Origin of the sequence: Streptomyces sp. NPDC001663 (assembly GCF_042893105.1) — a bacterium.
GTDB lineage: Bacteria > Actinomycetota > Actinomycetes > Streptomycetales > Streptomycetaceae > Streptomyces.
Genome location: NZ_JBIAUR010000013.1, coordinates 15,142 through 37,139 on the forward strand (window position 1 = coordinate 15,142; position 21,998 = coordinate 37,139).

18 protein-coding genes and 1 pseudogene are annotated in these 21,998 nt (G+C 71.3%); 2 read left to right on the forward strand and 17 right to left on the reverse strand.

From position 1 onward, the window contains the following. Nucleotides 1–176 precede the first annotated feature (176 nt). Entirely contained in the window at nt 177–767 is a 591-nt protein-coding gene (locus ACFY1L_RS35895; protein WP_388833714.1) for a flavodoxin family protein, read from the forward strand. A 99-nt stretch (nt 768–866) separates the two neighbouring features. Here ACFY1L_RS35895 and ACFY1L_RS35900 read toward each other — a convergent pair whose 3' ends face one another. The 11 genes from ACFY1L_RS35900 to ACFY1L_RS35950 form a co-directional block, all read right to left on the reverse strand. Beyond that, nucleotides 867–1,316 (reverse strand): acyl-CoA thioesterase, encoded by a 450-nt coding sequence (locus ACFY1L_RS35900; protein WP_388833717.1) that lies wholly within the window; start codon nt 1,314–1,316, stop codon nt 867–869. A gap of 55 nt (nt 1,317–1,371) precedes the next feature. Then, the gene (locus tag ACFY1L_RS35905) at nt 1,372–4,620 is read right to left on the reverse strand and encodes a S8 family serine peptidase (protein ID WP_388833722.1); all 3,249 of its coding nucleotides are present in this window, start codon (nt 4,618–4,620) and stop codon (nt 1,372–1,374) included. Nucleotides 4,621–4,717: 97 nt separating this feature from the next. Further along, the gene (locus ACFY1L_RS35910; protein WP_388833726.1) at nt 4,718–5,878 is read right to left on the reverse strand and encodes an acyl-CoA dehydrogenase family protein; all 1,161 of its coding nucleotides are present in this window, start codon (nt 5,876–5,878) and stop codon (nt 4,718–4,720) included. Between the two features lie 54 nt (nt 5,879–5,932). After that, a complete protein-coding gene (locus ACFY1L_RS35915) occupies nt 5,933–7,543 on the reverse strand; it encodes a CocE/NonD family hydrolase (RefSeq protein WP_388833729.1) in 1,611 nt (536 codons plus the stop codon). Beyond that, the gene (locus tag ACFY1L_RS35920) at nt 7,540–8,151 is read right to left on the reverse strand and encodes a TetR/AcrR family transcriptional regulator (RefSeq protein ID WP_388833732.1); all 612 of its coding nucleotides are present in this window, start codon (nt 8,149–8,151) and stop codon (nt 7,540–7,542) included. Before ACFY1L_RS35920 ends, ACFY1L_RS35915 begins: the two co-directional genes overlap by 4 nt. Before the next feature lie 38 nt (nt 8,152–8,189). After that, a complete protein-coding gene (locus ACFY1L_RS35925) occupies nt 8,190–9,023 on the reverse strand; it encodes an ABC transporter ATP-binding protein (protein ID WP_388833735.1) in 834 nt (277 codons plus the stop codon). After that, on the reverse strand, nt 9,020–10,027 hold the full coding sequence (locus ACFY1L_RS35930) for an ABC transporter ATP-binding protein (protein WP_388833738.1): 1,008 nt from the start codon (nt 10,025–10,027) through the stop codon (nt 9,020–9,022). The genes ACFY1L_RS35925 and ACFY1L_RS35930 overlap by 4 nt, the downstream gene beginning before the upstream one ends. After that, nucleotides 10,024–10,896 carry an ABC transporter permease gene (locus tag ACFY1L_RS35935; RefSeq protein ID WP_388833741.1) on the reverse strand — a complete coding sequence of 291 codons (873 nt, stop codon included), beginning with the start codon at nt 10,894–10,896 and terminating at the stop codon, nt 10,024–10,026. Before ACFY1L_RS35935 ends, ACFY1L_RS35930 begins: the two co-directional genes overlap by 4 nt. After that, entirely contained in the window at nt 10,893–11,852 is a 960-nt protein-coding gene (locus tag ACFY1L_RS35940) for an ABC transporter permease (protein ID WP_388833744.1), read from the reverse strand. Before ACFY1L_RS35940 ends, ACFY1L_RS35935 begins: the two co-directional genes overlap by 4 nt. Nucleotides 11,853–11,857: 5 nt before the next feature. Then, nucleotides 11,858–13,480, reverse strand: coding sequence for an ABC transporter substrate-binding protein (locus ACFY1L_RS35945; RefSeq protein WP_388833747.1), 1,623 nt, complete (start codon nt 13,478–13,480; stop codon nt 11,858–11,860). Next, nucleotides 13,477–15,123 carry a CocE/NonD family hydrolase gene (locus ACFY1L_RS35950; protein WP_388833750.1) on the reverse strand — a complete coding sequence of 549 codons (1,647 nt, stop codon included), beginning with the start codon at nt 15,121–15,123 and terminating at the stop codon, nt 13,477–13,479. Before ACFY1L_RS35950 ends, ACFY1L_RS35945 begins: the two co-directional genes overlap by 4 nt. A gap of 262 nt (nt 15,124–15,385) precedes the next feature. On the opposite strand from ACFY1L_RS35950, the gene ACFY1L_RS35955 reads away from it, so the two are divergent. Next, complete coding sequence (locus tag ACFY1L_RS35955) at nt 15,386–16,084, forward strand: TetR/AcrR family transcriptional regulator (RefSeq protein WP_388833753.1); 699 nt, start codon at nt 15,386–15,388, stop codon at nt 16,082–16,084. A 349-nt stretch (nt 16,085–16,433) separates the two neighbouring features. Here the strand turns inward: ACFY1L_RS35955 and ACFY1L_RS35960 are convergent, their stop codons facing one another. The 6 genes and pseudogenes from ACFY1L_RS35960 to ACFY1L_RS35985 all read right to left on the reverse strand — a co-directional run bounded on the left by ACFY1L_RS35960 (nt 16,434) and on the right by ACFY1L_RS35985 (nt 21,990). After that, nucleotides 16,434–17,561 carry a DnaB-like helicase N-terminal domain-containing protein gene (locus ACFY1L_RS35960; RefSeq protein ID WP_388833756.1) on the reverse strand — a complete coding sequence of 376 codons (1,128 nt, stop codon included), beginning with the start codon at nt 17,559–17,561 and terminating at the stop codon, nt 16,434–16,436. Next, nucleotides 17,561–18,813: pseudogene (locus tag ACFY1L_RS35965) on the reverse strand (DNA cytosine methyltransferase). The gene ACFY1L_RS35960 and the pseudogene ACFY1L_RS35965 overlap by 1 nt, the downstream one beginning before the upstream one ends. A gap of 5 nt (nt 18,814–18,818) precedes the next feature. Then, complete coding sequence (locus ACFY1L_RS35970; RefSeq protein ID WP_388834721.1) at nt 18,819–19,721, reverse strand: hypothetical protein; 903 nt, start codon at nt 19,719–19,721, stop codon at nt 18,819–18,821. 89 nt (nt 19,722–19,810) lie between these two features. Next, on the reverse strand, nt 19,811–20,533 hold the full coding sequence (locus tag ACFY1L_RS35975) for a DUF317 domain-containing protein (protein WP_388833759.1): 723 nt from the start codon (nt 20,531–20,533) through the stop codon (nt 19,811–19,813). A gap of 5 nt (nt 20,534–20,538) precedes the next feature. After that, entirely contained in the window at nt 20,539–21,300 is a 762-nt protein-coding gene (locus tag ACFY1L_RS35980; RefSeq protein WP_388833762.1) for a hypothetical protein, read from the reverse strand. A gap of 90 nt (nt 21,301–21,390) precedes the next feature. Then, entirely contained in the window at nt 21,391–21,990 is a 600-nt protein-coding gene (locus ACFY1L_RS35985) for a hypothetical protein (protein WP_388833765.1), read from the reverse strand. Nucleotides 21,991–21,998: the final 8 nt, after the last annotated feature.

Here is a 21,998-nt window from a genome sequence, read left to right on the forward strand (position 1 = left end):
TGTGTCGTCCAGGGTTGATTCCGCGGTCGAGGTCCAAGGTGGCGTGACGTGATCTCCGTCACGAACACTTACTCGGAGATAGCGCTCACTTTATGAAAGTGCTTTCCTGGAGTGGTCGCCGATGAGCTGCACGTTCATCGGTCAGCCGTTCGTATTCGTTGCATAGGAGCATGTACATGGCCAGCGCTGTCGTCTCGATCGCCTACCACTCGGGCTACGGCCACACCGCCGTCATCGCCGAGGCCGTCCACGCCGGTGCCGTGGCGGCCGGTGCCGAGGCGCACCTGATCAAGGTCGACGAGATCACCGACGAGCAGTGGGCGACCCTCGACGCGTCGGACGCGATCGTGTTCGGCGCTCCCACCTACATGGGCTCCGCCTCGGCCGCGTTCCACGCCTTCGCGGAGTCGACCAACAAGCGCTGGTCCGCCCAGGCCTGGGACGGCAAGCTGGCGGCCGGCTTCACCAACTCCGGTTCCAAGAGCGGTGACAAGCTCCAGACCCTGAACTGGTTCCAGGTTCTGGCCGGACAGCACGGCATGCACTGGGTCAACCTCGGTCTGAAGCCCGGCTGGAGCTTCAGCACGTCCTCCGAGAACGACCTCAACCGTCTGGGCTTCTTCACCGGCGCGGCGGCCCAGTCCCACGGCGACCTGGGCGTCGAGGGCGTCCACAAGGCCGACATCGCCACCGCTGAGCACCTCGGCCGCCGAGTGGCCGAGACGGCGAAGGTGTTCGTGCGAGGGAACGCCGCGACCGGCGTGTGACGACACCCTGTACAGATCGGGCTCCCGCAGAATCCTGCGGGAGCCCGATCTGTTGCCGGTCCGGGTCGAGGGGCGCGGGACGCCCTCGACCCGGGATCGTCACTCGGGACGCATCAGCGTGCCGCCGACCTTCCGGAGCTGCTCGCTCCAGGGCGTGGGGCGTCCTGTGCCCGGGTCGACGCGGATCAGGGTGCGGGTGCCGTGCGCGTGGGTGGTGCCACCGTCGGCCGCGCAGAATCGGAAGCCGTGCGTCATGCTGCTGGAGCCGATCCGCTCCAACCACACGTGGAGCGCGTAGTGCGGGCCCGCGTGGGGCACGGGCACGTCGTAGGTGATCTTCAGTTCCTTGACCACGTGGGAGGCGTCGCCGGCGTTCCGCCAGTCGTCACCCTCGAACCCGAACCCCTCCTGCTGCCAGAAGGAGAGCCAGGCGCGCTCCACCAGCAGCGGGTAGCGGGCGTTGTGCAGCATGCCGAGCGCGTCCAGTTCGTCGAAGTGGACGGTGATGGGGATGAGACGGCCGTAGGAAAGGGTGGGGTCGGCGGTCATGTCCGAGACTCCTGATCTTCACGAGGGTTCGTATGAGGTCGATCCGGGGCGTGTGTCAACCGTTCACCTTCCGGATCGTCAGGCGGCCGACGCCGGCCACCGACCCCCGGGTGTCGGTGAGCCGGAGCTCACCGGTGAGTTCGCGCCCGGTGGTCGCGGCGGCCCTCGCCGTCACGTTCGCCGTCACGTTCGCCGAGTCGCCCGTGCCGAGTTTCACCTGTGCCGATCCGTCGGCCGCCACCGTCCCGAGCGCCGAGGAGTAGAACACGTCCTGGTAGTCGTACGCGGTCGAGCCGGACGGCGCGTCGTAGGCGTCGACCTCGATGGTGTAGGTGCCGGGGGCCGGATGGTCGAGGGAGACGGACTCCTCGGAGTCCGCGTCCGCGGAGGTCGCCACCCGGTTCCCCTTCGCGTCGTACACGAACAGGTCGAGGTCGGCGGCCGGATCCGAGGTGTCGCCGATGGCGACGTCCAGCGAGGTGGCGCCCTCGGGCACGTCCACCGTGGTGGTCCGGGTGGCCCCCTTGGCGATGGTCGGCCGCGCGGTCAGGGAGGATCCGAGCGGGCCTCCCACCAGGGTGGCGTCCACCGGGGCGTACCTGTTGGTCACCTTCCAGTCGACGGGGGCCGGAGCGCCGGCCGTGACCTCGGCGAGGGTGGCCGGATCCGGGGAGAAGTCCGCGCGGAGCACGGTGACGCGCACGGAGTAGGGGTTGTCGAGCACGGCGGAGTCGGCCGCCGCCTGGACGTCGACCTCCCAGACGCCGGGGACCGGGTCCGCGAAGGACGCCTCGGTACGGCTGCCGGAATCGGCGGGCGTCGCGGGGAAGCCGAAGGGCTGGTAGGCGCTCAGGCTCGTCGAGCTCCCCTTCGCCAGACCGCCGAGGGTGACCTGGAGCGCCTTGGCGCCCGCGGGCACGGTCACGAAGTACGGGCGTACTCCGGTGCGTTGCACCGAGCCCGCCGCCGAGAACGTGTGGTGCAGCGGTGCGGAGACCACCACCGTCGTCATGACCTGCTTGTCGACTCCCTGCGTGGCCGGGTCGTCGAGCTGGAGGATCGCGCTCTTGATGCCGACGGACGCGGGTGTGGCCCGTACCCGGACGGTCACCGGCCGGTTCTTGGCCAGCTCCACGGTGGGGGCGCCGACGAGGGAGAAGGTGTGACCGGTGTCGTTCTTCAGCCGCAGGGTGTGGCGGACCGGCCGGTCGGGACCGGAGGCGCGGGTGACGACGACGTCGTACGTCTTCGTCCGGCCCACCGTCAGACCACCCTCCCGGTCGTAGACACCTGCGCCGAAGCCCGGGGTGCTCAGGTTCGGGGCGTAGGTGGTGTCGACCGGTGCCTTGACGGTGTAGTCGTGGGCGGTGGCACCCTTCGCGACCGAGTTCCACGCAGCCGCCACGTCGATCAGGCCCGCGCCCTCCTCGTACGGTTGCAGACCCGGGACGTGCCGGGCCGTCGACGTCAGCGCGGTGCGCAGTGCCGCGGGGGAGAGGGGGCGTCCGTGCTCGTTCGCCGCGGACAGCAGCAGCGTGCCCGCGCCCATGGCCTGCGCCGCGGCTGTGGAGCTGCCGTCGTACATGGCGTATCCGGCGGGCAGTGACCAGCCCGCGGCCGGAACGGTGACGCTGGGGAGCCAGGCCGGAATGGTGCTGACCGCGGCGCCCGGGGCGATGAGGGTGGGGAAGAAGCCGCCGTCCTCACGCGGCCCCCGGGCGGAGGAGGCGAGCAGCCCCTGCTGCCTGGTCACGGTGACACCGTAGTCGGCGGCCCAGGTCTGCCTGGACACGCTCCCGCCGACCCAGACCACCTTGTCGTTCAGCCCCACCGGGTCCTCGGTGGTGTCCAGGTAGGTGCTGTTCGCGCCGGGACCGAAGTTGCCGACCTGGACGAACGGCTGGACCTTGTAGGTGTCGATGAGGCGGTTGATGATCTCGGCGTCCGCGCTGTTCGGCGGCATGTTGCCGGGCAGGCTGACGATGTCGACGTGGTAGTTGACGACGAGGTCGATCAGGCCCTCGGTCACGGCGGTGTCGGGGCAGCGCGCGGCCGAGACGCACGCGCGGGCCGAGACGATCTTCGCGCCGGGAGCGGCGCCGTTCATCCGCCCGCCGAGCAGGCCGTTCCCGGCGGCGAGCCCGGAGACGAACGTGCCCCCCGAGTTGGAGACGAGGCCGATGTTGACGAAGTCGGCCTTCTTGCCGACCCAGTCGCCGCCGTAGGGGTCCGTCGGCACGTCCTTGCGGATCTGCACCACGAACGGGACGCGTTCGACGGCCGGGGTGGACGGGTCGTCGGTACCGAAGTACCCGATCCGGTACCCGTCCTTGTACGGCTTCATCGGCTTGTCGTCGGTGAAGTCGTGGTCGCCGTCGGTGTCGACGGTGACGGTGCCGGCCTTCGGGTCGTAAAGGACGCCCCATTCGTCGGTGGTGTCGCCGTCGCGGTTCACGTCGCCCCGGAGGCTTCCGGCGGAGGTGGCGGACTCCTTGAAGACGTTGATGCCGTAGGAGCCCGCGGGGGCCTTCCAACTCTGGCCGCCGTAGGTGAAGGCGGGGCCGGTGACCGTCGTGGTCATCGGGCGCCAGGTGGCGTCGCCGTCGGTGATCGGGTCGGTCGAGGTCACCCAGTCGGTGATCTTCCGCTCGCCGGTCGTCGTCTTCTGCAGCGCGGGGGTGGTCGGGTCCACGCCGGTGTCGAGGACGCCTATGGTGACGCCGCGGCCGTCCGCCTTCGGGTGCTTTTCGACGAAGGCGACGGCCCCGGTCTCGTGGGTCGGGGTGTAGGGGTTCCCGGCGGGCGTGTTCTTCCCCGGCCCGGGGTACGGGCTGGACGCCGTCCTGGCCGACGTGCTTGTCGAGGAGGGTGCCGACTGCACGCGCGCGATGTCGTGCCGCAGGTCGATGGCGTGCACGGTGGACGACCTCGCGACGGTGGCGATGGCCGTTTCCGCCCGGTCGGTCGGGACCGTGGCGCGGACATAGCCGAGCCGGTCGTCGACGCGGCCCAGGGAGCCGCCCTTGATGACCCTGAGCTTCTTGACGGCCTGGTCGGTCTCGCCGGGCGCGGTCGCGATGGTCATGGTGACGGTCTTGGCGCCGTCGGCCTCGGCCTCGGCGAGTCGCTCGGCGTCGTCGGAACCGAGCTTGTCCGCGGCGGAGCCGACGGGGGTGCTGCGCTGCGCGTCGGCCTGGTCGGGCGCGTCGGCGGCCATGGCCGTGGGTGTCGTCCCGGCCGCGCAGAGGACGGCCACCAGAGTGATGGCGGCCCATGGAGTGGTGTGACGGGATGTGGGGGGCATTCCGAGTTCCTTGGTGGTGGAAGGCAGCCGCGCACGCCGCAGGGCGCACTGAACCGCCTGCGGCTCGGGCGCGAATGACCGGACCCGATGGTCCGGGTCAGAGTCGGGAGAGGTCCGTGGGGAGCCCCAGCAGGGCGCGGCCCGTGGTCTCCCAGGTGGCGGGGTTCACCTGGATGTGGGCGGTGGCGGTGGTCGCGTCCCGGAAGCGGCGCTGGAGGGGCGAGTCGTCGTAGATCGCGGACCCGCCACCGAGGTCGTACATGGACCGGACCACGTCGGCGGAGGTGCGGGCGGCGTGCGTCGCGGCCAGGCGCAGGCCCGTACGGAGTTCGAGGGAGACCTCGTCGCCCGCGGTCGCCGCACGCCAGACGTCGTCGACGGCCGAGTAGAAGAAGGCGCGCGCCGCCCTCAACGCCGCCTCCGCCTGGGCGACGGCGGTTTGCGTCGTCGACTTCTCGGCCAGCGTGCGACGGGCGCCGAAGGCGACCTTCTGTCCCGCGAGCTCACGCAGGTCGTCGATGGCTCCGCGAGCGTTGCCCAGCGTGGTCGAGGCGACGGCCAGGGCGAAGTAGCCGTACAGGGGGAACCGGTAGAGCGGGGCGTCGATCACGGGGGTGTCCGTCAGTGACAGCATCCGGTGCTCGGGGACGAACACGTCCTCGGCGACGACGTCATGGCTGCCGGTCCCGCGCAGCCCCGAGGTGTGCCAGGTGTCGAGAATCCGCAGTTGGTCCGTGGGAATCCCGACGATACGCATCGCCGGAGCGCCGGTGCCGTCGTCGATGAGGCAGCCGCCGAAGAAGTGGTCGGCGTGGGTGACGCCACTGCAGAAGGACCAGCGGCCGGAGACGATCACGCCTCCGTCGACCGGGCGGGCCGTGCCGCGCGGTGCCCATACCCCGGCCGGGATCGAGCCGCGGTCGCCGAGGGTCTCAGCGGCGCCCTTCGGGGGAAGATAGGCGCCGAGCAGGCTCGTGGTGAGAGCGATGGCGACGCACCAACCGGTCGCGGCGTCGCCCCGGGCGATCGTCTCGGCACACTCAAGAGAGACGGCGGGCGGGGTCTGCGTCGCACCGAGCTCGGCGGGTGCTCCGCAGCGCATCAGTCCGGAATCCCGGAGCGCCTCGACCAGTTCGGGCGTCAGCCGGCCGCTGTTCTCGTTGTCCACGGCGGCGGCCTGCGCTTGCAGGCGTATGCGGTCCGCCGTCTTGAGAAGCTCGGCGTGCGTGGGGTCGGTGGGGGAGGACGAGCTGTTCATGGGGTCTCTCTTCGACTTGTGTGTGGGGGGTCGGCGCCGCGTGAGCGCCATGTCTCAGGCGTGGGTGCGGACGGGGAGCACGATCGCGGACGGGTGGTCCGGGCCGTGGTGGACGGTCTGCTCGGCGGCACGCAGGGTCGTGGCGGTGGCGCGGGACTCACCGGTGCCGGGATTGCGGGCGTAGCGGGGGAAGGCACCGCTGGAGACCTGCACGCGGATGCGGTGGCCGCGCTTGAACCGGTGGGCGGTGGGCCAGAGCCGGACGTCGGCGAGCCGGGCCTCGTCGGCGCCGGTGAGGCTGGTGAGACCGTCACAGACGTTCCAGGAGCGGCCGTCCTCGTCGACGTCGCAGAGTCTGACGAACACGTCGGCGTGGGGCAGGCTGGAGCGGAAGAAGATCTCGGCCCGGACATCGCCGATCACTTCGACGTCCTGGTCCAGAAGGGGCGTGGTGTAGGTGAGGACGTCCTGCCGGGCCTCCAGCGCGGAGTTCTCGACGCGCCCGCTGTCCTTGACCATGCGTACGCCGCCGACGGCGGGCGTCGGATCGGCGGGGTCGTAGCGGTAGTGGTCGGGCGCCGACTCCGGGGGCGTTTCGGGGGCGAGTGCGCCGTCCGGTTGGAGATGGAAGCGCTGCGGCTCGTATCCGCGCGGCGGCCAGGACCCGAAGTCCCGCCATGCCTCCTCGCCCATGACGTACAGCCGGACGGGCAGCCGGTGCGGGGGCTCTTCACCGCGGGCGTGGGCGAGGCCGAACTCGACGGCCTCCTCGATCGGTTCGGGCCCGAACGTGGTGTGGGTCCAGGATCCGACCGTCAGCCGGGCGGGGCGTCCCGTGTCCTGCAGGACCTTGAAGTCACGCAACTGGCCCGGCAGGAAGATGTCGTACCAGCCCCCGAACGAGCTGACCGGCACCAAGGCGTCGGCGACCCGGTGGCGGTGGTCGAACCCCTCCCAACGCGGCGCGTCCGCGTCATGCGCGAGGATGTCCTGGATGTACGCCGAGCGCGTGCCGATCGCGGCGGTGTCCGCCCGGCCCAGCGGCAGGGTCCCCAGAGCGCGCGCGGTGCGCCTCGCCTGGAGCGGATGGCGCAGCATCGCCAGAGGCAGTTCCTGGGTGCCGACCATCGCGCCCCAGCCGAAGGGCGTCTCCAGGGACATGCCGTCGGGGCGCAGGAACTCGAGCGTCAGCGCGGACTCGGTGACGATCGGGATCATGGCCTTGACCTGGGGCGGCAGCCGGTCGGCGACGGCCCACTGGACATGCCCGAGATAGCTCATGCCGAACAGCACGACGGCCTCGCCGCACCAGCGCTGCTCCACCAGCCAGTCGAGGGTGGCCAGACCGTCCGCGCGTTCCTGGCGCATCGGGTCGAACGTGCCGCCCGAGCCGAATCCGCCGCGCGTGCTCTGGATGAGGACCTGGTAACCGCGCTCCGCCAGCGGCCGCGCCATCAGTGCGCCGATGGGTCCGCTCCGGCCGTACGGGGAGCGCAGCAGTGCGGTCGGCAGCCCCTCGCCACCGGCCTTCGGTGCCCAGCGGTCTGCCAGCAGGACCACTCCGTCGGGCATCGGCACGCGGAGATCGCGCTCGACCGTCAGGTCCCGGGTCAGAGGGGGCGACAGCTTCAACCGGCGCTGGAGAAGGTGGCTGACCACGTTCACGGGGACACCTCCGGGCCGGACGGGACCGCGAGACCCAGCAGGACCGTAATGACGGTCATCAGACGGTCGGTGAACGCCTCGGGGTCGAGCGGTCCGGCCGCTTCGACCAACCAGGTCGTGATGAACGCGCTCGCCCCACCGGTCACGAAGGCCGCGAGGTCCTCCAGGGCCTGCGGGGCGAGCCGGTGGCCGAGCCACTGCTCGACGCCCTCGCGGTTGACCGGGAGGAGCAGGCTGATGAGTCCGCGGTCCAGGGCGAACGCGCAGGGTCCGGTCAGCAGGGCGCGGTAGTAGCGGCGGTGCTCGGCGAAGTGCCGGCACACGGCGAGTGCCTGCTCGCGCCCGTCCGAGTCCTTGGGCAGGTCAGCCAGGTGCGGCAGCAGCTCCCGCCGCGCGAGATCGAGGCCCGCCTCCAGAAGCAGTGAGTCGCGATCACCGAAGTGCTGGTAGACGACCCGACGGCTGATGTCCGCCGCCTCGGCGAGGTCGGAGAGGGGCACCGCGGATGTCTCGCGCTCGCTCACCAGCTCGATGGCCGCACGCATGAGAGCCGTACGGGACCTGCGCACCCTCGGGTCCTGTACGGCTTCGGCGGCTTCCAGATCCATACGGCGATAATGCACAGCTGTTACTAAAGAATCAAGTGTTATTTTTCTGTGGAGGCGTGTGAAGCCGTCGGGCGTGTCCGCCGGGGACGCCAGCCCGGCCGCGGAACGGAATCGAGCAGGACCCGGGTGTACGGATGCTCGGGCGCCGTCAGGATCCGGGAGACCGGTCCCGTCTCGACCACACGACCGCCCCGCATGACCACCGCGCTCTGGCAGAGCTGTCGTACGACGGCGAGGTCGTGGGTCACGAAGACCAGCGTCGTTCCCCGTTGCTCCCGCAGGTCGGCGAGGAGGTTGAGGATCTGGGCCTGGACGGAGACGTCGAGGGCGGCGACGGCTTCGTCCAGGAGCAGGATGTCGGGTTCAACGGCCAGTGCGCGGGCGATGGCGGCACGCTGGCGCTGGCCGCCGGACAGCCGGGCGGGGCGGGCGTCGGCGAGACCGGGGAGGCCGACCGTGTCCAGGAGCTCGGTGACCCGCTCCTCCCCGTTTCCGGCCCCGTCCCGGCCGAGGCGACGCGCGTGCAGCCGCAGCAGCTCGGCCAGCCCGGCACCGATGGTCTGGCGCGGATCGAGGCAGGAGTACGGGTCCTGGTGCACGATCTGGACGGCCGCCGCCCGGGCCAGGCGCGCGGCACGCCCTCTGGGGCGGGCGTCCAGAGGGTCGCCGCGCAACAGGACGCGCCCGTCGCTCGGTTGCTCCAGGCCGGCCACGAGACGGACCACGGTCGACTTCCCGGCACCGGACTCCCCGACCAGGGCGAGGGCGTCGCCGGCGCGGACCTGGAAGCTGACGTCCTCGCAGGCCGTGGCCTCGCCCTGGCGGCCGGGGTAGCGCTTGGTCAGCCCGGTGACCTCCAGCAGAGCGCTCACACTTCCTCCTTCGTACGGTCGAGGTCGCCGGCGAGTTCGTCGGCGCGGTGGCAGGCCACGGCGCCGTCGGAGTCCTCGCGCAGCAGGGGACGTTCGGTCCGGCACCGGTCCTCGGCGAAGGCACAGCGCGGCGCGAAGGGACAGCCCTCCGGTGACTCGTCTGCCGCCGCCGGTCGGCCCGGGATGACACGCAGTCGGGCTCCGGGCTCGCCCAGTCCGGGCCGGGCCGCCAGCAGTCCGGCCGTGTAGGGGTGCCGGCGGCCGGAGTGCAGGGCGGCGGCTGAGCGCTGCTCGACGATGGTGCCCGCATACATCACGGCGATCCGGTCGCACACCGCGGTGGCCAGTTCCAGGTCGTGGGTGACGAAGAGCAGGGCGAGACGGCGTTCGTGCCGTTGCTCGTCGAGGATCGCCATGACGTCCTGCTGGGTGGTGACGTCCAGCGCGGTGGTGGGTTCGTCCGCGAGCAGCAGACGCGGCCCGGCGACCAGCGCGGAGGCGATCATCATGCGCTGTAGCAGACCGCCGGAGAGCTGATGCGGGTACTGCCCGAGGCGGCGCGCGCCGTCGGGGATGCCGATCTCCGCCAGCAGCGGCACCAACCGTTCCTCCGCCTGAGCGCGGCTGAGCCCGTGGTGGCAGATCAGGGGCTCGGTGAGGAAGTCGCCGAGCGTACGGACCGGGTTGATGTGGGCACGCGGGTTCTGGAAGATCATCGCCGCGTCGTGGGCGAGGTAGCGGGTGAGCCGGTCGCCGTGCATCGCGCGCACGTCGTGGCCGTCGAAGGTGATCGTGCCGCGCGGGCGGGTGTCCCGGGGCAGCAGGCGGATCATCGCGCGAGAGGTGAGTGACTTGCCGGAGCCGGACTCGCCGACCAGGCCCAGGGCCTCGCCGGGGGCGAGGGCGAAGGAGGCGTCGCGGACGAGGGTCCGGGGTTCCTGACGGCGGCGGTGCAGGTCGATGCCGAGGTGCTCGACCCGCAGCAGGGGCGCGGGGGCGGTCATCGCAGGGTCTCCTGGTGGCTGCGGGCGATCATCGTGTCGCCGAGGAGGTTGAAGACGACGACGGTGACGACGATCAGACCGCCGGCCATCAGGCTCTGCCCGGGTGCGCCGGCGAGCAGCGAGGACTGTCCCTCGGACACCATCAACCCCCAGTCGGGGGTGGGCGGTTGGACACCGAGCCCGAGGAAGGACACTCCGGCGAGGTCGATGAGCGCCGAGCCGAAGGCGGCGGTGGCCTGCGCGACGACGAACGGCGCCAGGTTGGGCAGCAGATGGCGCAGGTTGATCCGCCACGCCGACATCCCGGCGGCCTCCAGGGCCGCGATGTACGGCAACCGGCGCTCCCGGACCGCCACACCGCGCACGATCCGCGCCATGTACGGCAGGTAGGCGATCGCCAGGGCCACCACGGGCGCGGTCAGCCCGGGACCGAGCACGGCCACGGTCAGAACGGCCAGAAGCAGGCCTGGAAACGCGAAGAGGATGTCGTTGACGCGGCTGACGATCCGGTCGAGCAGACCGCCCCGCCACGCGCACAGCAGGGCCAGGGCGACACCGCTCACGGTGGCGCCCGCGATGACGAGGGCGGGACCGAGCAGGCTGATCCGCGCCCCGTACAACAGACGGGAGTACAGGTCGCGGCCGAGGGCGTCGGTGCCGAGCCAGTGCGCGGCGGACGGGTCCTGGCTCGCGGCGGCCATGTCCACGGCGTCCGGCTGGTGGGTGGCGAGCACCGGGGCGAACACGGCGAGGGCCACCAGGAGCGCGGCCAGCGCGCCCAGCACCGTGGTGGACGGGGACAGGCGCCGCAACGGCAGACGCAGGGACAGCCCGCGGGTGCCGAGCCGCACGGAGGACGCGTTGCTCATCGGGTGCTCACCGCCCGGATCCTCGGGTCGAGGGCCGCCTGAAGGGCGTCGGTGGCGGCGTTGACGACGATGAAGACCACGACCATGAGCAGGCCCACGGACTGGACGACGGGGGTGTCCTTCTGGGCCACGGCGGACACCAGGGTCGCCCCGAGACCGTTGAGACCGAAGGCCTGCTCGACGACCACGTCCGCGGCGATCAGCCCGCCGACGGTCAGCCCCGCGGCGGTGGTGATGGGGATCATGGCGTTGCGCAGGATGTGCCGGCGCAGGATCCGGCGCCCGGGCAGGGCACGGCTGCGCGCGGTCTCGACATGCTCGCGCGCGGCCTCCTCCCGTACGGCCGCCTTGGTGATCTGGGCGAGATAGGCGGCCGAGGTGAGCGCGAGGGTGAGCGCGGGCAGGGTCAGGTGCTGGAGCCGGTCGGCGAGCGAGGGTCCGCCGCCGCCCAGGGCCGGGAACCAGTGGACCCTCACCGCGAGCAGGGCGACGAGCGCGGAGGCGGCGACGAACGCGGGCACCGCCAGGCCGACGCCGGTGAGCGCGGTGATGAACGTGCCGGTACGGCGGGACAGCGCGGCCCAGATGCCCAGCCCCAGACCGAACACGAGGATCAGGACGGCGGCGTACCCGACGAGCAGCAGGGTGTCGGCGACGCGCGGCCCGATGAGCGAGGAGACGGACTGACGGTACGTCAGTGACGTGCCCAGGTCGCCGTGGAACAGACCCGTCAGCCAGTTCCAGAACCGGATCGGCAGCGGCTCGTCGAGACCGAGCTGATGACGGATGGCTACCAGGGTGCGCTCCGAGGCGTGGGTGCCGGCCAGGCGGCTCGCGGGATCGCCGGGCGCCGCGTCCAGCGCGACGAACAGGGCGAACGCGGCGACTAGGACACTGACGGCGACTCCGAGCAGCCGTAGCAGGGCGGTGGACGCCGTACGGGCGAAGGGTTTCATCTCGCTCACCTGCTGCCGATCAGTGCGAGGGACGGGGAGAAGATCCGGGCGAAGGAGGTGGTGGCGCCGGTGATGCGCTTGTTCATGTACGTCACCTCGGACGGGGAGAGCAGCGGTACGGCGAGGGTGCGGGCCTCCCAGCTGCGTTGTGCGCCGGTGATCAGCACGGCCCGCTCGTGCGGGTCGGAGGTCTGCTGCGCCTTGGTGAGGGCGGCGGTGACGGCCGGGTCGTTGAAACCGGCCCAGTTGAACATCGCGTCCGGCAGGACCAGGTTGGGGATCCAGTCCAGCGGGTCGGGGATGTCCAGGAAGGTCTCCGCCAGTACGAAGTCCAGCCCACGGCGGTAGGAGGGGTCGTAGAACATGCTGGAGAACTGGAGGGCGGGCAGTTGGCGGATCGTCAGCTTGATGCCGATGGACCGGGCCGCCTGCTGGATCACGGCCGCCGTGTTGACCTGGTCCTGGTTTCCGGCCCCGATGGCGAGGGTGCCGGAACGCAGACCGGGATGCTTCGCGACCAGGGCGCGGGCCTGTCGCAGGTCCGCGGCGGTGGGGGAGGCGTGGACGAGCGGCAGGGCAACGGCGGCCTTCCGGTAGACGTCCCTGGTCTCTGGGTCCCAGCCGGTGGTCGGCAGCACGGTGGTGCTGGGAGTGGCGGCGCCCCGGAAGACCGTGTCGGCCAGCTCCCTGCGGTCGATGGCCAGGGACAGGGCGCGGCGGATGTCCGGCTCCGCCGCGATCCCCTTGTCCTGGAGCGGTGCCACCTGCACGGACTTGAGGCTGGGGCCGAAGTGGAGCTGCCCGGCGACGCTGCCCTTGAGGGTGGCCAGAGCGGCGTTGGGCACGTCGAAGGCGCCGTCGATGGCACCGCTGGCCAGGCCCTGGGTGAGCGCCGTGGTGTCGGTGACGAACAGCAGTGTGACCTTGCGGGCGTGGGCGCGGTAACGGGCGTCCCAGTACTGGGAGTTGGCCTTCAGCTCGATGCTCGCGCCCGATTTCCACTGCGCCAGTTCGAAGGGGCCGGAGCACATGACTCCACCCGCCGCGGTACCGAACTTCTTGCCCGCCTGCCGGGCGTAGCGGGCCTGTACGACGGTGCCCGCGGTGGTGGCGAGTTCCTTGAGGAAGAGTTCGTCGGGGCGCGTGAAGCGCACGGTGACCGTGTGGGCGCCGTTCGCCTCGATCGACTTCACGTTGACGAAGAAGGAGCCGGCGATGGCGTTCGGGTCGAGCTGCCGCTTCAGGCTGTAGACCACGTCGGCTGAGGTGAGCGCGCTGCCGTCCCAGAACCGCACGTCGTCACGCAGGTGCAGCACCAGCGTGCGCGGATCGGGCCGGTCCCAGGAACGGGCCAGCGCGGGGGACGTGCTGAAGTCCGGGTTGAGCCGCAGCAGGCTGTCGCACAGGTTGCTGACCAGCAGATACGGCGACACGTCGCCCGCCTGCTGGTAGTCGAGGGTGGTGGGTTCGCCGGACGGCAGGTCCCACACCAGCGAGTCGAGGGAGCCGGTGGCCTTCTCGGACGTGTCGCGCAGGGTCGTGCTGCCGAGCTCGGCGCGTGGCAGGCCGGTGCAGCCCGCCAGGGCGAGCGCGAGCAGCACGAGGAGGAGCCGCCGGAGCGCGCTCACGACAGGCTCGCCGCGTCGACGACGGTCACCGACAGGTGGGAGGCGTGCTCCCCGCCGATGAGCAGGGTCTGCGTGGTGGCCTTGCCGTCGGCGGCCAGCCACGGGTTCTCCTCCGTGCCCGGGTGCGGCAGATAGGTGGGGAAGTCGCTGGAGGCGATGTGCAGCCGCAGCGCGTGCCCGGGGCGCAGCCGGTACCCGGTGTGGGTGAGGTCGAAGGTCACCGGCGCGGGCGGCCCGCCCGGGATCAGCCGCTGTCCGCGCACGAGCACGTGCGCGGCTCCGTCGGGGGAGACGTCGAGCAGCTTGAGGTAGACGTGCGCGCTCGGCCCGTCCGTGCCGACGGTCAGTGCGGCCCGCACCGGGCCGGCCAGGTCCAGTGGTTCGGTGGCCGGGTCGGTGGTGAAGACGACGACGTCCGTACGGCGGTGCAGCGGCGACTCGTCGAGGTGGTACCGGAGCGCGGAGAAGGAGTCCTCGAGGAGGCTGGGCACCAGGTCCGACGGATCGTGCACCCAGGAGACGGCCTGTTCCACGGCGGGGGTGTCCGGCCGGAGACCGCCCGAGTCCAGGTACAGGCGCTGGGTGCGGGCACCCGGGGGCGGCCAGGTCGGCGCCGTACGGTCGCCGACGTGCCCGTGGTGCCAGCGCACCCGGGGCAGCCGCCGCGCGGATCCCTCGCCCTTGACGAACACGTCGAAGAACTCGACGAGCGGGTCGAGGTGGCGCGGCAGTAGCCGGTCCACCGCCGTGTCCACGGTCCAGTGGTCGAGTTCCGGCGGGACCGGGACGTCGTCCAGGTGGTAGCCCTCGTGGTCGATCGAGTCGACATGCAGGTACTGGAGCTCGGCCCAGGCAGGGCGGGCGGCGAGCTCGGCCCAGTCGTTGATGCTGGGCTGGAGGCAGTTGTCGAACCAGCCGGCCTGGTGCAGCACGGGCAGCGGGCTGCCGTCGAAGGGGTGGCCGTGCGGGAAGGCGGGCACCTGCTTCACCTCGGGGACGAAGGCGTCCCACATGGCGGGGCGGGCGCCGATGCCCTCGGCTATCTCCTCCATCGCCTCGATCAGCGGGCGGCGGGTCAGGTCGGGCTCGAACTCGTACACCCAGCGGTCGGTCCAGTAGGCCGCGTAGTAGAGGGCGCCGAAGAGCTGGGTGACACCGTCCTGTTCCCAGTAGTCGGGGCGGATGCCGTCCGCGCCGGTGACGCGTGGGGCGATCGCCTTCAGCGCGGGGTGCCCGGCGGAGGCGGCCGCCCACTGGGTGGCGCCGTAGTAGGAGTCGCCGAACATCCCGACCCGGCCGTCCGACCACTCCTGGCGGACGATCCAGTCGATCGTGTCGTAACCGTCGTCGGCCTCGTGCACGAAGGGCATGGTCTCGCCCTCCGAGCGGAACTTGCCCCGCACGTCCTGGACGAGCACGGCGTAGCCGCGCGCGGTCAGGTAGGCGGCGATGCGGTCCATGAAGACGTAGCGGCTGTCCTTGTCGTACGGGAGCCGGACGAGGGCCGCGGGAAGTGGGTCGTCGTGGTCGGCCGGCAGGTAGAGGTCGGTGGCCAGGCGGACCCCGTCCCGCATCGCGACCATGAGCTGGGTCGCGGAGTCGGGCACGGGGGCGGGCTCGGCGCGGTGCACGGGCAGGGGCATCTCGCGGCTCCGAATAGGGAAGCGGGTGCGCGTTCGCGATGCGGGTGGGGCTTGGTCCGGCATCGCGGGGCGGGAGGGTGCGGATCACGGGTGTGTGCGATCACGGGTGTTTGCGGCTGACGGCGCCGGGAGGGGTGCGTGGCGTCGACGTGGCCCTGATTGAACAGCAATGTGAACACTGTTGTCTAGAGCGTTGTCTGGACTGGTGACCCTGATGTTCCATAGGATCACCGCAGGTATTGGGGACAGTGGAAGGAGGCCCATGGGGGCGCCAGAAGCCACCGGAGGACGACGCCGGGGCAGCACGCTCACACGGGAGCAGATCATCGAGGCGGCCGTGGAGATCAGTACGGCCGAGGGCCCCGCCGGGGTCTCGTTCCGCGCCCTGGGAGCACGGCTCGGTGTGGTCGCCACGGCGCTCTACCGGCACTTCCGCGACAAGGACGAGCTGATGCTCGCGCTGGCCGACCAGATCTTCGTGGAGATCGCCGACCGCTTCACCCCCAGCGGTGACTGGGCGGCAGATCTGCGCCGACTCGCCCTGCTGGGCCGTGAGGTGGGGCGCCGTCACGCGGTCACCCTCGCCTGGCTCGGCTACCGGAACACCGGAGGCCCGGGCGACGAGGCAGTGGCCCTGGCCACCCTCCGTCTGCTCCTGGACGCCGGGCTGTCCGAGGAACAGGCGCTGTTCCACTACGAGTTGTACACGGACACCGTGATGGGTCTACTCACGGTCGACGCCATGCGCGCCTCCTTGGGCGAGGACATCCGCCGCAAGGACGACGCGGCCCTCGCGGCCCTCTACGTCAACATCGCCCGCAACGAACCGCGGGCCTCACGGGTACCGGCCCTGGCCGTCGCCAGCGACGAGAACGCACTCTTCGCCGCCCAGATCGACCTCCACGTCGAGGCGATCCGTGCGGCGGCCACGCGCACGAGAGTGGGGGCGCCGTCGGCTTGAGGAGGATTGGTTGCGCCATATCCCCGCGCCGGGGCGTGCGGCGGCCAGATGGCCGGTTCTTCTCCTGGACACCCGCGCACTGGCACCCGGCGGCCCGGACCGCGGTCTCGGCGAGCCGGCCGGTCCGGTTGGGCGTACGCGGGCCCTCGCGCTCTCGCGGCGGCCGCAGCGTTTACACGGGGCCGCGTACCGGACGTGCGCGGAGTCCGGCATGGTGCCGATGAGGTGAGCGATGACGGCACTGGGGTGGGCGGGGTGGGTGTCGAAGCGGACGAGGACGTCGGGGGACATGGGGGGCAGGCTCGATTCGGTCCGGGCCCAGCAGCGGTGTGGGGCGCGGCGGTTGAAGTCAGCGGTGGGCTCGTGGAGCGGCCGGGGCGGTGAGCGGCGGGGGCCCGGCTGCCCGGGGTAGCGGCGCGGCGCGAGCGGGCGGATGGGCGGCAGGCGTCGTGGCGGGGGCCGTGGCGCGGCGGTAGCGGGTGCGCAGGGTGTTGAGGTCGGCCAGGGCGCGGCGGCTGCCGGTGATGAGCTGGTGGGGCGTGTTGGAGAGGTCGTCGGTGTAGGCGGTGATCCGTGTCGCGACTGTCTGGGCGCGCGCGAGGAGAGCACGCCGAAGGATCTGTTCGCCCCAGTGCTCCGGAGAGCCTGCGGGGGTGGAGACCAGGGCCATCAGATCCTTCGGGGTGAGGGCCTCGGTGATCAGTCCACGGTGCTGTGCTTCGCCGAGGACGGTGACTGGGTCGACCATGTCACCGCGGTGGACCAGGGCGGTGATGGACTGCCAGATTCCGGCGTGCAGCGGCAGGACGAAGTCGTCCGTCGTCAGCCACCGCATCTGCTGCACGTCCTGGGGGCTGGCGGTGGCCGAGGCCAGGAGTAGCTGCTCCTCGTCGAGTTCCTCCTCCCCGGCCTGCCGAGCAGCCGGGGCGGGGACCGCGGTACGGGGCAGGGAGCCTGGGTGCGGGGTGAACTCGCCCGCGAGGGTGTCCAGGAGGCGGCTGAAGTCGTCGGCGAGTACCAGGACCGTGGCGGCCGGATCGGGCAGCCCGGGGTCGGAGGCGGTGAGGCCGAGGCGCTCGGCGTGGCTACGCAGGAGCCGTCGGGCGTGGTCGGCGCGGATCATCCTCGCGTACGCGGCGGCATGGGCGGCGCGGGGGCAGAACTGGATGAGGGCGTGGAGGTAGGAGGCGTTCAGGCCGGGCGCGTGCGGGCGGGCGACGTCCAGCACGGTGTTGAGCCAGGCCGTGTCCTTGGCGTGGTCTGCGGGATCGGGTGCCGGGAGCGTACGGATCGCGGTGAACAGGGCGGCGTGGGTGTGGCTTTCGAAGTGGTCGGCGCTCAGCTGCTTGATGTCGGCGAGGCGTGCGGGTTCGAGGAGGAGGGCGCCGAGCAGGGCCTGCTCGGCGTAGTGGACGGGCTTGGGCGCGGGTACGCGGTCGATGCCGTCGTCCTCGAAGGCGTCGGGGGTGTGGGGCATCAGGCGGTGAGGGTGAAGTCGTCGGGGTTGAAGGGCTGGTCGGGGCGCAGGTGGGGCAGGAGTAGGTGCGCGGCCAGGCGTGGGGGGACCGCGTTGCCGATCTGGGAGAACTGCTGGCCCTTGGTGCCCTGCCACGGGTAGTCGGCGGGGAAGGTCTGCAGGACGCCCGCTTCCCGGGCGGTGATCTTGATCGGGGCCGGTCGCTGCTCATCGTCCGGCATGCCCGAGGGGGCGTCGGCGACCCAGGTGCATTCGTTGGCCCGGTGGCCGAAGAACAGGGTGCCGGCGGGCTCGTTGGCACGCCGCACGGTGGCGTTGGCCTGGTTGTTGCTGCGCAGCGACCATGACCAGCGGTGCGCCTCGCCGGTGAGGGCGGCGGCCGGAGGGGCCGTGGGCCGGTCGTCACCCGGCCGGGGCCCTGTCGGCGGGAGGCGGGGACGGTCTCGGTGTCGGGGTGGGGTGTCCAGGTGCCGCGGTCGCGGGCGTCGATGAGGGTCTTGCGGGAGCCGGAGGGGAAGGGTTCGGGGCCGCCGCCCGGCCCGCCGCCCGCGCACACGGTGGGTACGGGACGGTCGGTGGCGCCCCAGCCCAGGGCCTGGGCCATGGACACCCACCGGTCGCGGCCCGGCCCGAACAGCGACTCCGGCTCGGCCAAGGGTGCGTGGGTGGGCGGCGGGGGGCCGGCGGCGCGGACCCGGGAGGCGAGCAGAATCGCCCGCCGCCTCGTCTGCGGTACGCCGTAGTCGGCCGCGTTCAGGATCCCGGTCCACACGCTGAAGCCCCAGCCGCGCAGCACGGCCGCGTACTGCCGCCACAGCGGCAGGACGTCCGGGACCTCCTCCATCAGCACCCACTCCGGCTCGCCCACCGCGTTGAGGGCGTGCAGGTAGCGCATGGGTTCGGCGGCCAGCAGCGAGCGCTCGTCCGCACACGCGCCGAGCAATTGCTCGCGGGTGTCGCGTCCGGCGGCGAGATCGGCGACCGCCTGGTGCACGAGGGCCTGGTCGATGAGGCCGAGCCGCTTGCCGGCCATCGACCATGCCTGGCACGGCGGGGAGGCGATGACCCCGAGTACCCGCCCGGAGAAGATCCATACGGGGTAGGCGGCGACGTCGGTGCGGATCGTCAACTGCCCTGCCTTGGCACAGGTCTTGCAGGCCCACTCGTCCCATTCCAGGCCGACATCCCGCGCCCCGAGGACGGTCAGGGCGTGGCTCCAGCCGCCGGGGCCGGCGAACAGGTCGAGGATGATCCGCCTCACGAGGCCAGGCCGAAGTCGCTCTGCACCGGCTCGGGTTCGGCGCCGCGGCACGCCCACGGGGAGCAGCCGTCGACCACCCCCGTCTCCAGCTCCTCCACGACGGCGGCCTGGTCGTCGAGGTTCTGCTGGCGGGCCGCCCACTCGGCGGCCGTGACGTGGTCGATGGGGGCCTCGTCGAGGGGGACGCGGGAGCGGTGCAGGTACGCCTGCCCCAACAGTCGGTTCCCGGAGGCGTTCGCGCGGGCATTGCCCTGCCGGATGGCCGCATCGAATGCGACCACATCCGCCCATTCCTCAGGACTGGTATCCCGGATATTTCTCCACTGCTGATTTCCATGAAAGGGACAGCCCAGACAACTCGATTTCGGAGTATCCGCCAGACCGATAGAGGTGAGATACCGGACGCAGTCCGAGCGGGACAAGTCCAGGTCGATGAGAGGGTGCCGGTTGCGCATGTACTTGACGTCGGCGTCTTTGGCCCGATGGAATTCATCCGTCGAGATACCCACCCACTGCTCGACGAACACATCCTTCGGGATGCGCTGCGGATAGGGATATCCGATAAGGTCCCGAACCTTCTTCTTGATAGGCTTAATTTTATACTCCCCTGTACACTGGCGCCTGGTCATGCCCTGTTTCCCGTCCTGGTTGAGGACGTAGAGAGGCATGGACGCGAACCGGTGATCCGGGTCGAGAGCGTCGTTGCGGATGTTTCCCGAAGAAACCCTGAGGACGGGTATTCCGGCCGGCCGGGCGATTTCACGTTCGAGGCGGTCGAGATGGGCGTATACCGCCTGGGGTTCCCAGCCGGTATCGGCGAAAATTGCGTAATCGACCTTCGGGAGAATTCCGTGCGCGGAGAGGGCAAGTAGAGTGCTGGACTGAACTCCGGCACCCAGAGAAAGGCAGGTGAGGGCAGGCGTGTCGGAAATGACGGTGTGCTTTCGGTTATGTGATCGTTTGGGTGCGTGAATCCAGGGCCGCGGGGTCAGCGGCTCGTTCTGCGGGAGGGAGATGCCGCGACGGGCCCCGGGGAGGTGGAGTGGGGCCGGAGCTGGGCGGTGCGCCGGGGTGCCGCGTGCGGCTCGACGGGCGTCTGCGTGACGACGTGCGGGTCAAGGACCGCGCCCCTGGCTCGCAGAACGGGCTCTGAGCGGGGCAGGGCGGTGGCGAATTCGGCGACGAGGTGCGGGGGCACGGCGTGCAGTTCGGCGTTCCAGAAGTAGGTGCCGAGGTGGACGGCCGCCTCGGCGGTGCAGGAGTCCGCAGGCGTGGTACCGGGGCGGTGCCGGGACAGGACGAGGGACCCGGAGGGGTGCCGGGCGGTGACGTCGTCCTGCTCGTAGTCGTAGTGCTGCCAGCCGGCTGCGGTCAGCAGCGGCCAGACCTCGGCGGACGTGTCGGGCGCCGGGTGCAGGAGGGCGGCGGTGAACTCGGCGAGGATCTCGCAGGGGATGTTCCCGCCGAACTCCGCGCTCCACGGCTGGCCGTCGTGGGTGCCGGTGAAATACCACCACGGCGCGTACGCCGAGGGGACGGGGCGCAGAGCCACCGTCCGATCGCTGAAGCGACTGGCGTAGAAGAGATGCGCGCTGTCCGGCCGGGAGCGGCTGATCCAGCCGGCGGCCTGCAGCGGCTGGATGACCAGGGACGGATCGCCGGGGCCGGCGAGGTGGCGTGGGGCGACGAACACGGGGTCGTCGGGAGCCAAGCCTGTCACCGCCGCCTGTCGGCCGCGGCGGGAGCGGGCGCCTTGGCCATGGCGGGTGCCGGTGTGCGGGTGGGGTTCTGGGTGTCCAGGGCCAGGCGTCCGGTGGTGGTGACCGTGACGCTCTGGTCGAGGAAGACGGAGGGCCCGCGGTGGACGCGGATCAGCTTGTTGTCCGCGAGCACGGTGAAGGGCTTGTTGTGGAGGGTGCTGCCGTCGCCGGCCCGGACGCTTTCCCGGCCGCCTCGCAGCGACCGGGAGACACGGGTGCCGCCCTGGGCGACCTTCTCCAGGGCCGTGTACTGGGCCCGGGTCAGCTGCGGAAGCGGTGGCAGATGTTCCGGGTGTTCCTTGAGGTCGCGGATGATGAACGATGCGGTGTACTGGCAGCCGTTTGCACACAGGTCCAGCTGGTGGGTGGCGTCGCCCAGGGCCTTGGCCAGACGAGGGGCGGCCTCGGCGTGACGGGCCTCGCGCACGCCGGTGTCGTCGAGCGGTGGGCCGTCGGCGAAGGCGGCTCCTTCCAGCGGGTTGTCCGCCACCGCGCGCGCGAGTCCGAGAGCGGCCAGGGAGGCCGCTTCCACGATGGAGCCGAGTGCGTCCAGAGTGGAGCGGCTGCCGGGTACGAGGGTGTACTGGCTGTTGTCGAGGGCGGCCAGCCGTACCAGGACGCGGCCTGTCAGCTCGTGCACCTGGGTGATCTTCGGGGTGAGCTGTTCCAGCATTTCGCTGCCCGGCTGCGCCTTCAGCGTGCTGACGTTGGTCTTCAAGGCGTCGAAGTTGGCGCCGAGTTGGAGGAAGTGGTCGACCTGAATGGTCAGATCGATCTGGCGGGTGGCGATGAGGGGTCTCCGGGGAGGTCAGTGGCTGCGGCGCCGTGTCGGTTGGGTGGCGGGGCCGCCGGGGACGGCGGTCGAGATGCGCTGGGGTGCGGCGGGGATCGCGTCGGGGGTGGGGATGCCCAGGTCGACGTGGACGACCAGTCCGTGGGCGTAGGCGTGGGATTCGGCGCGGACGACCGCGCCCAGCAGGTCACGCTCGCTCAGGAGGACCGGCGATTCGTACGACGATCCGGCGCAGGGCGTGAAGCCGTGTTGTTCCAGGAGGGAGCGGGCTTCGTTGGTGGCGGCGGTCGCGGTGAGGGCGGTGTCGGTGAGCGTGAAGCACAGGTCGGGTTCGGGACCAGGGTCTTGTGGGCTGTGGCGGGTGGTCCAGGACAGGTCGACGAGGTCGTGGGTGTGGGACAGCAGCCCGTACATCGCGATGCCGGCCCGCTCGTTGGCCTCCTCGGAGGCAGTGGGCGGGAGCAGGTAGATGCTCCGGCCGTTGATCGTGCGGGCGGTGAACCCGGCGCCGGTCAGCAGGCGGTCGGCGCCGCGGATGGGGCGGTTGAGGACGACGAACGTGTGCGCGTCACCGGTGGAGCCGATGAACACGTCCGCGTGGTCCACGAAGGACATGGATCTCC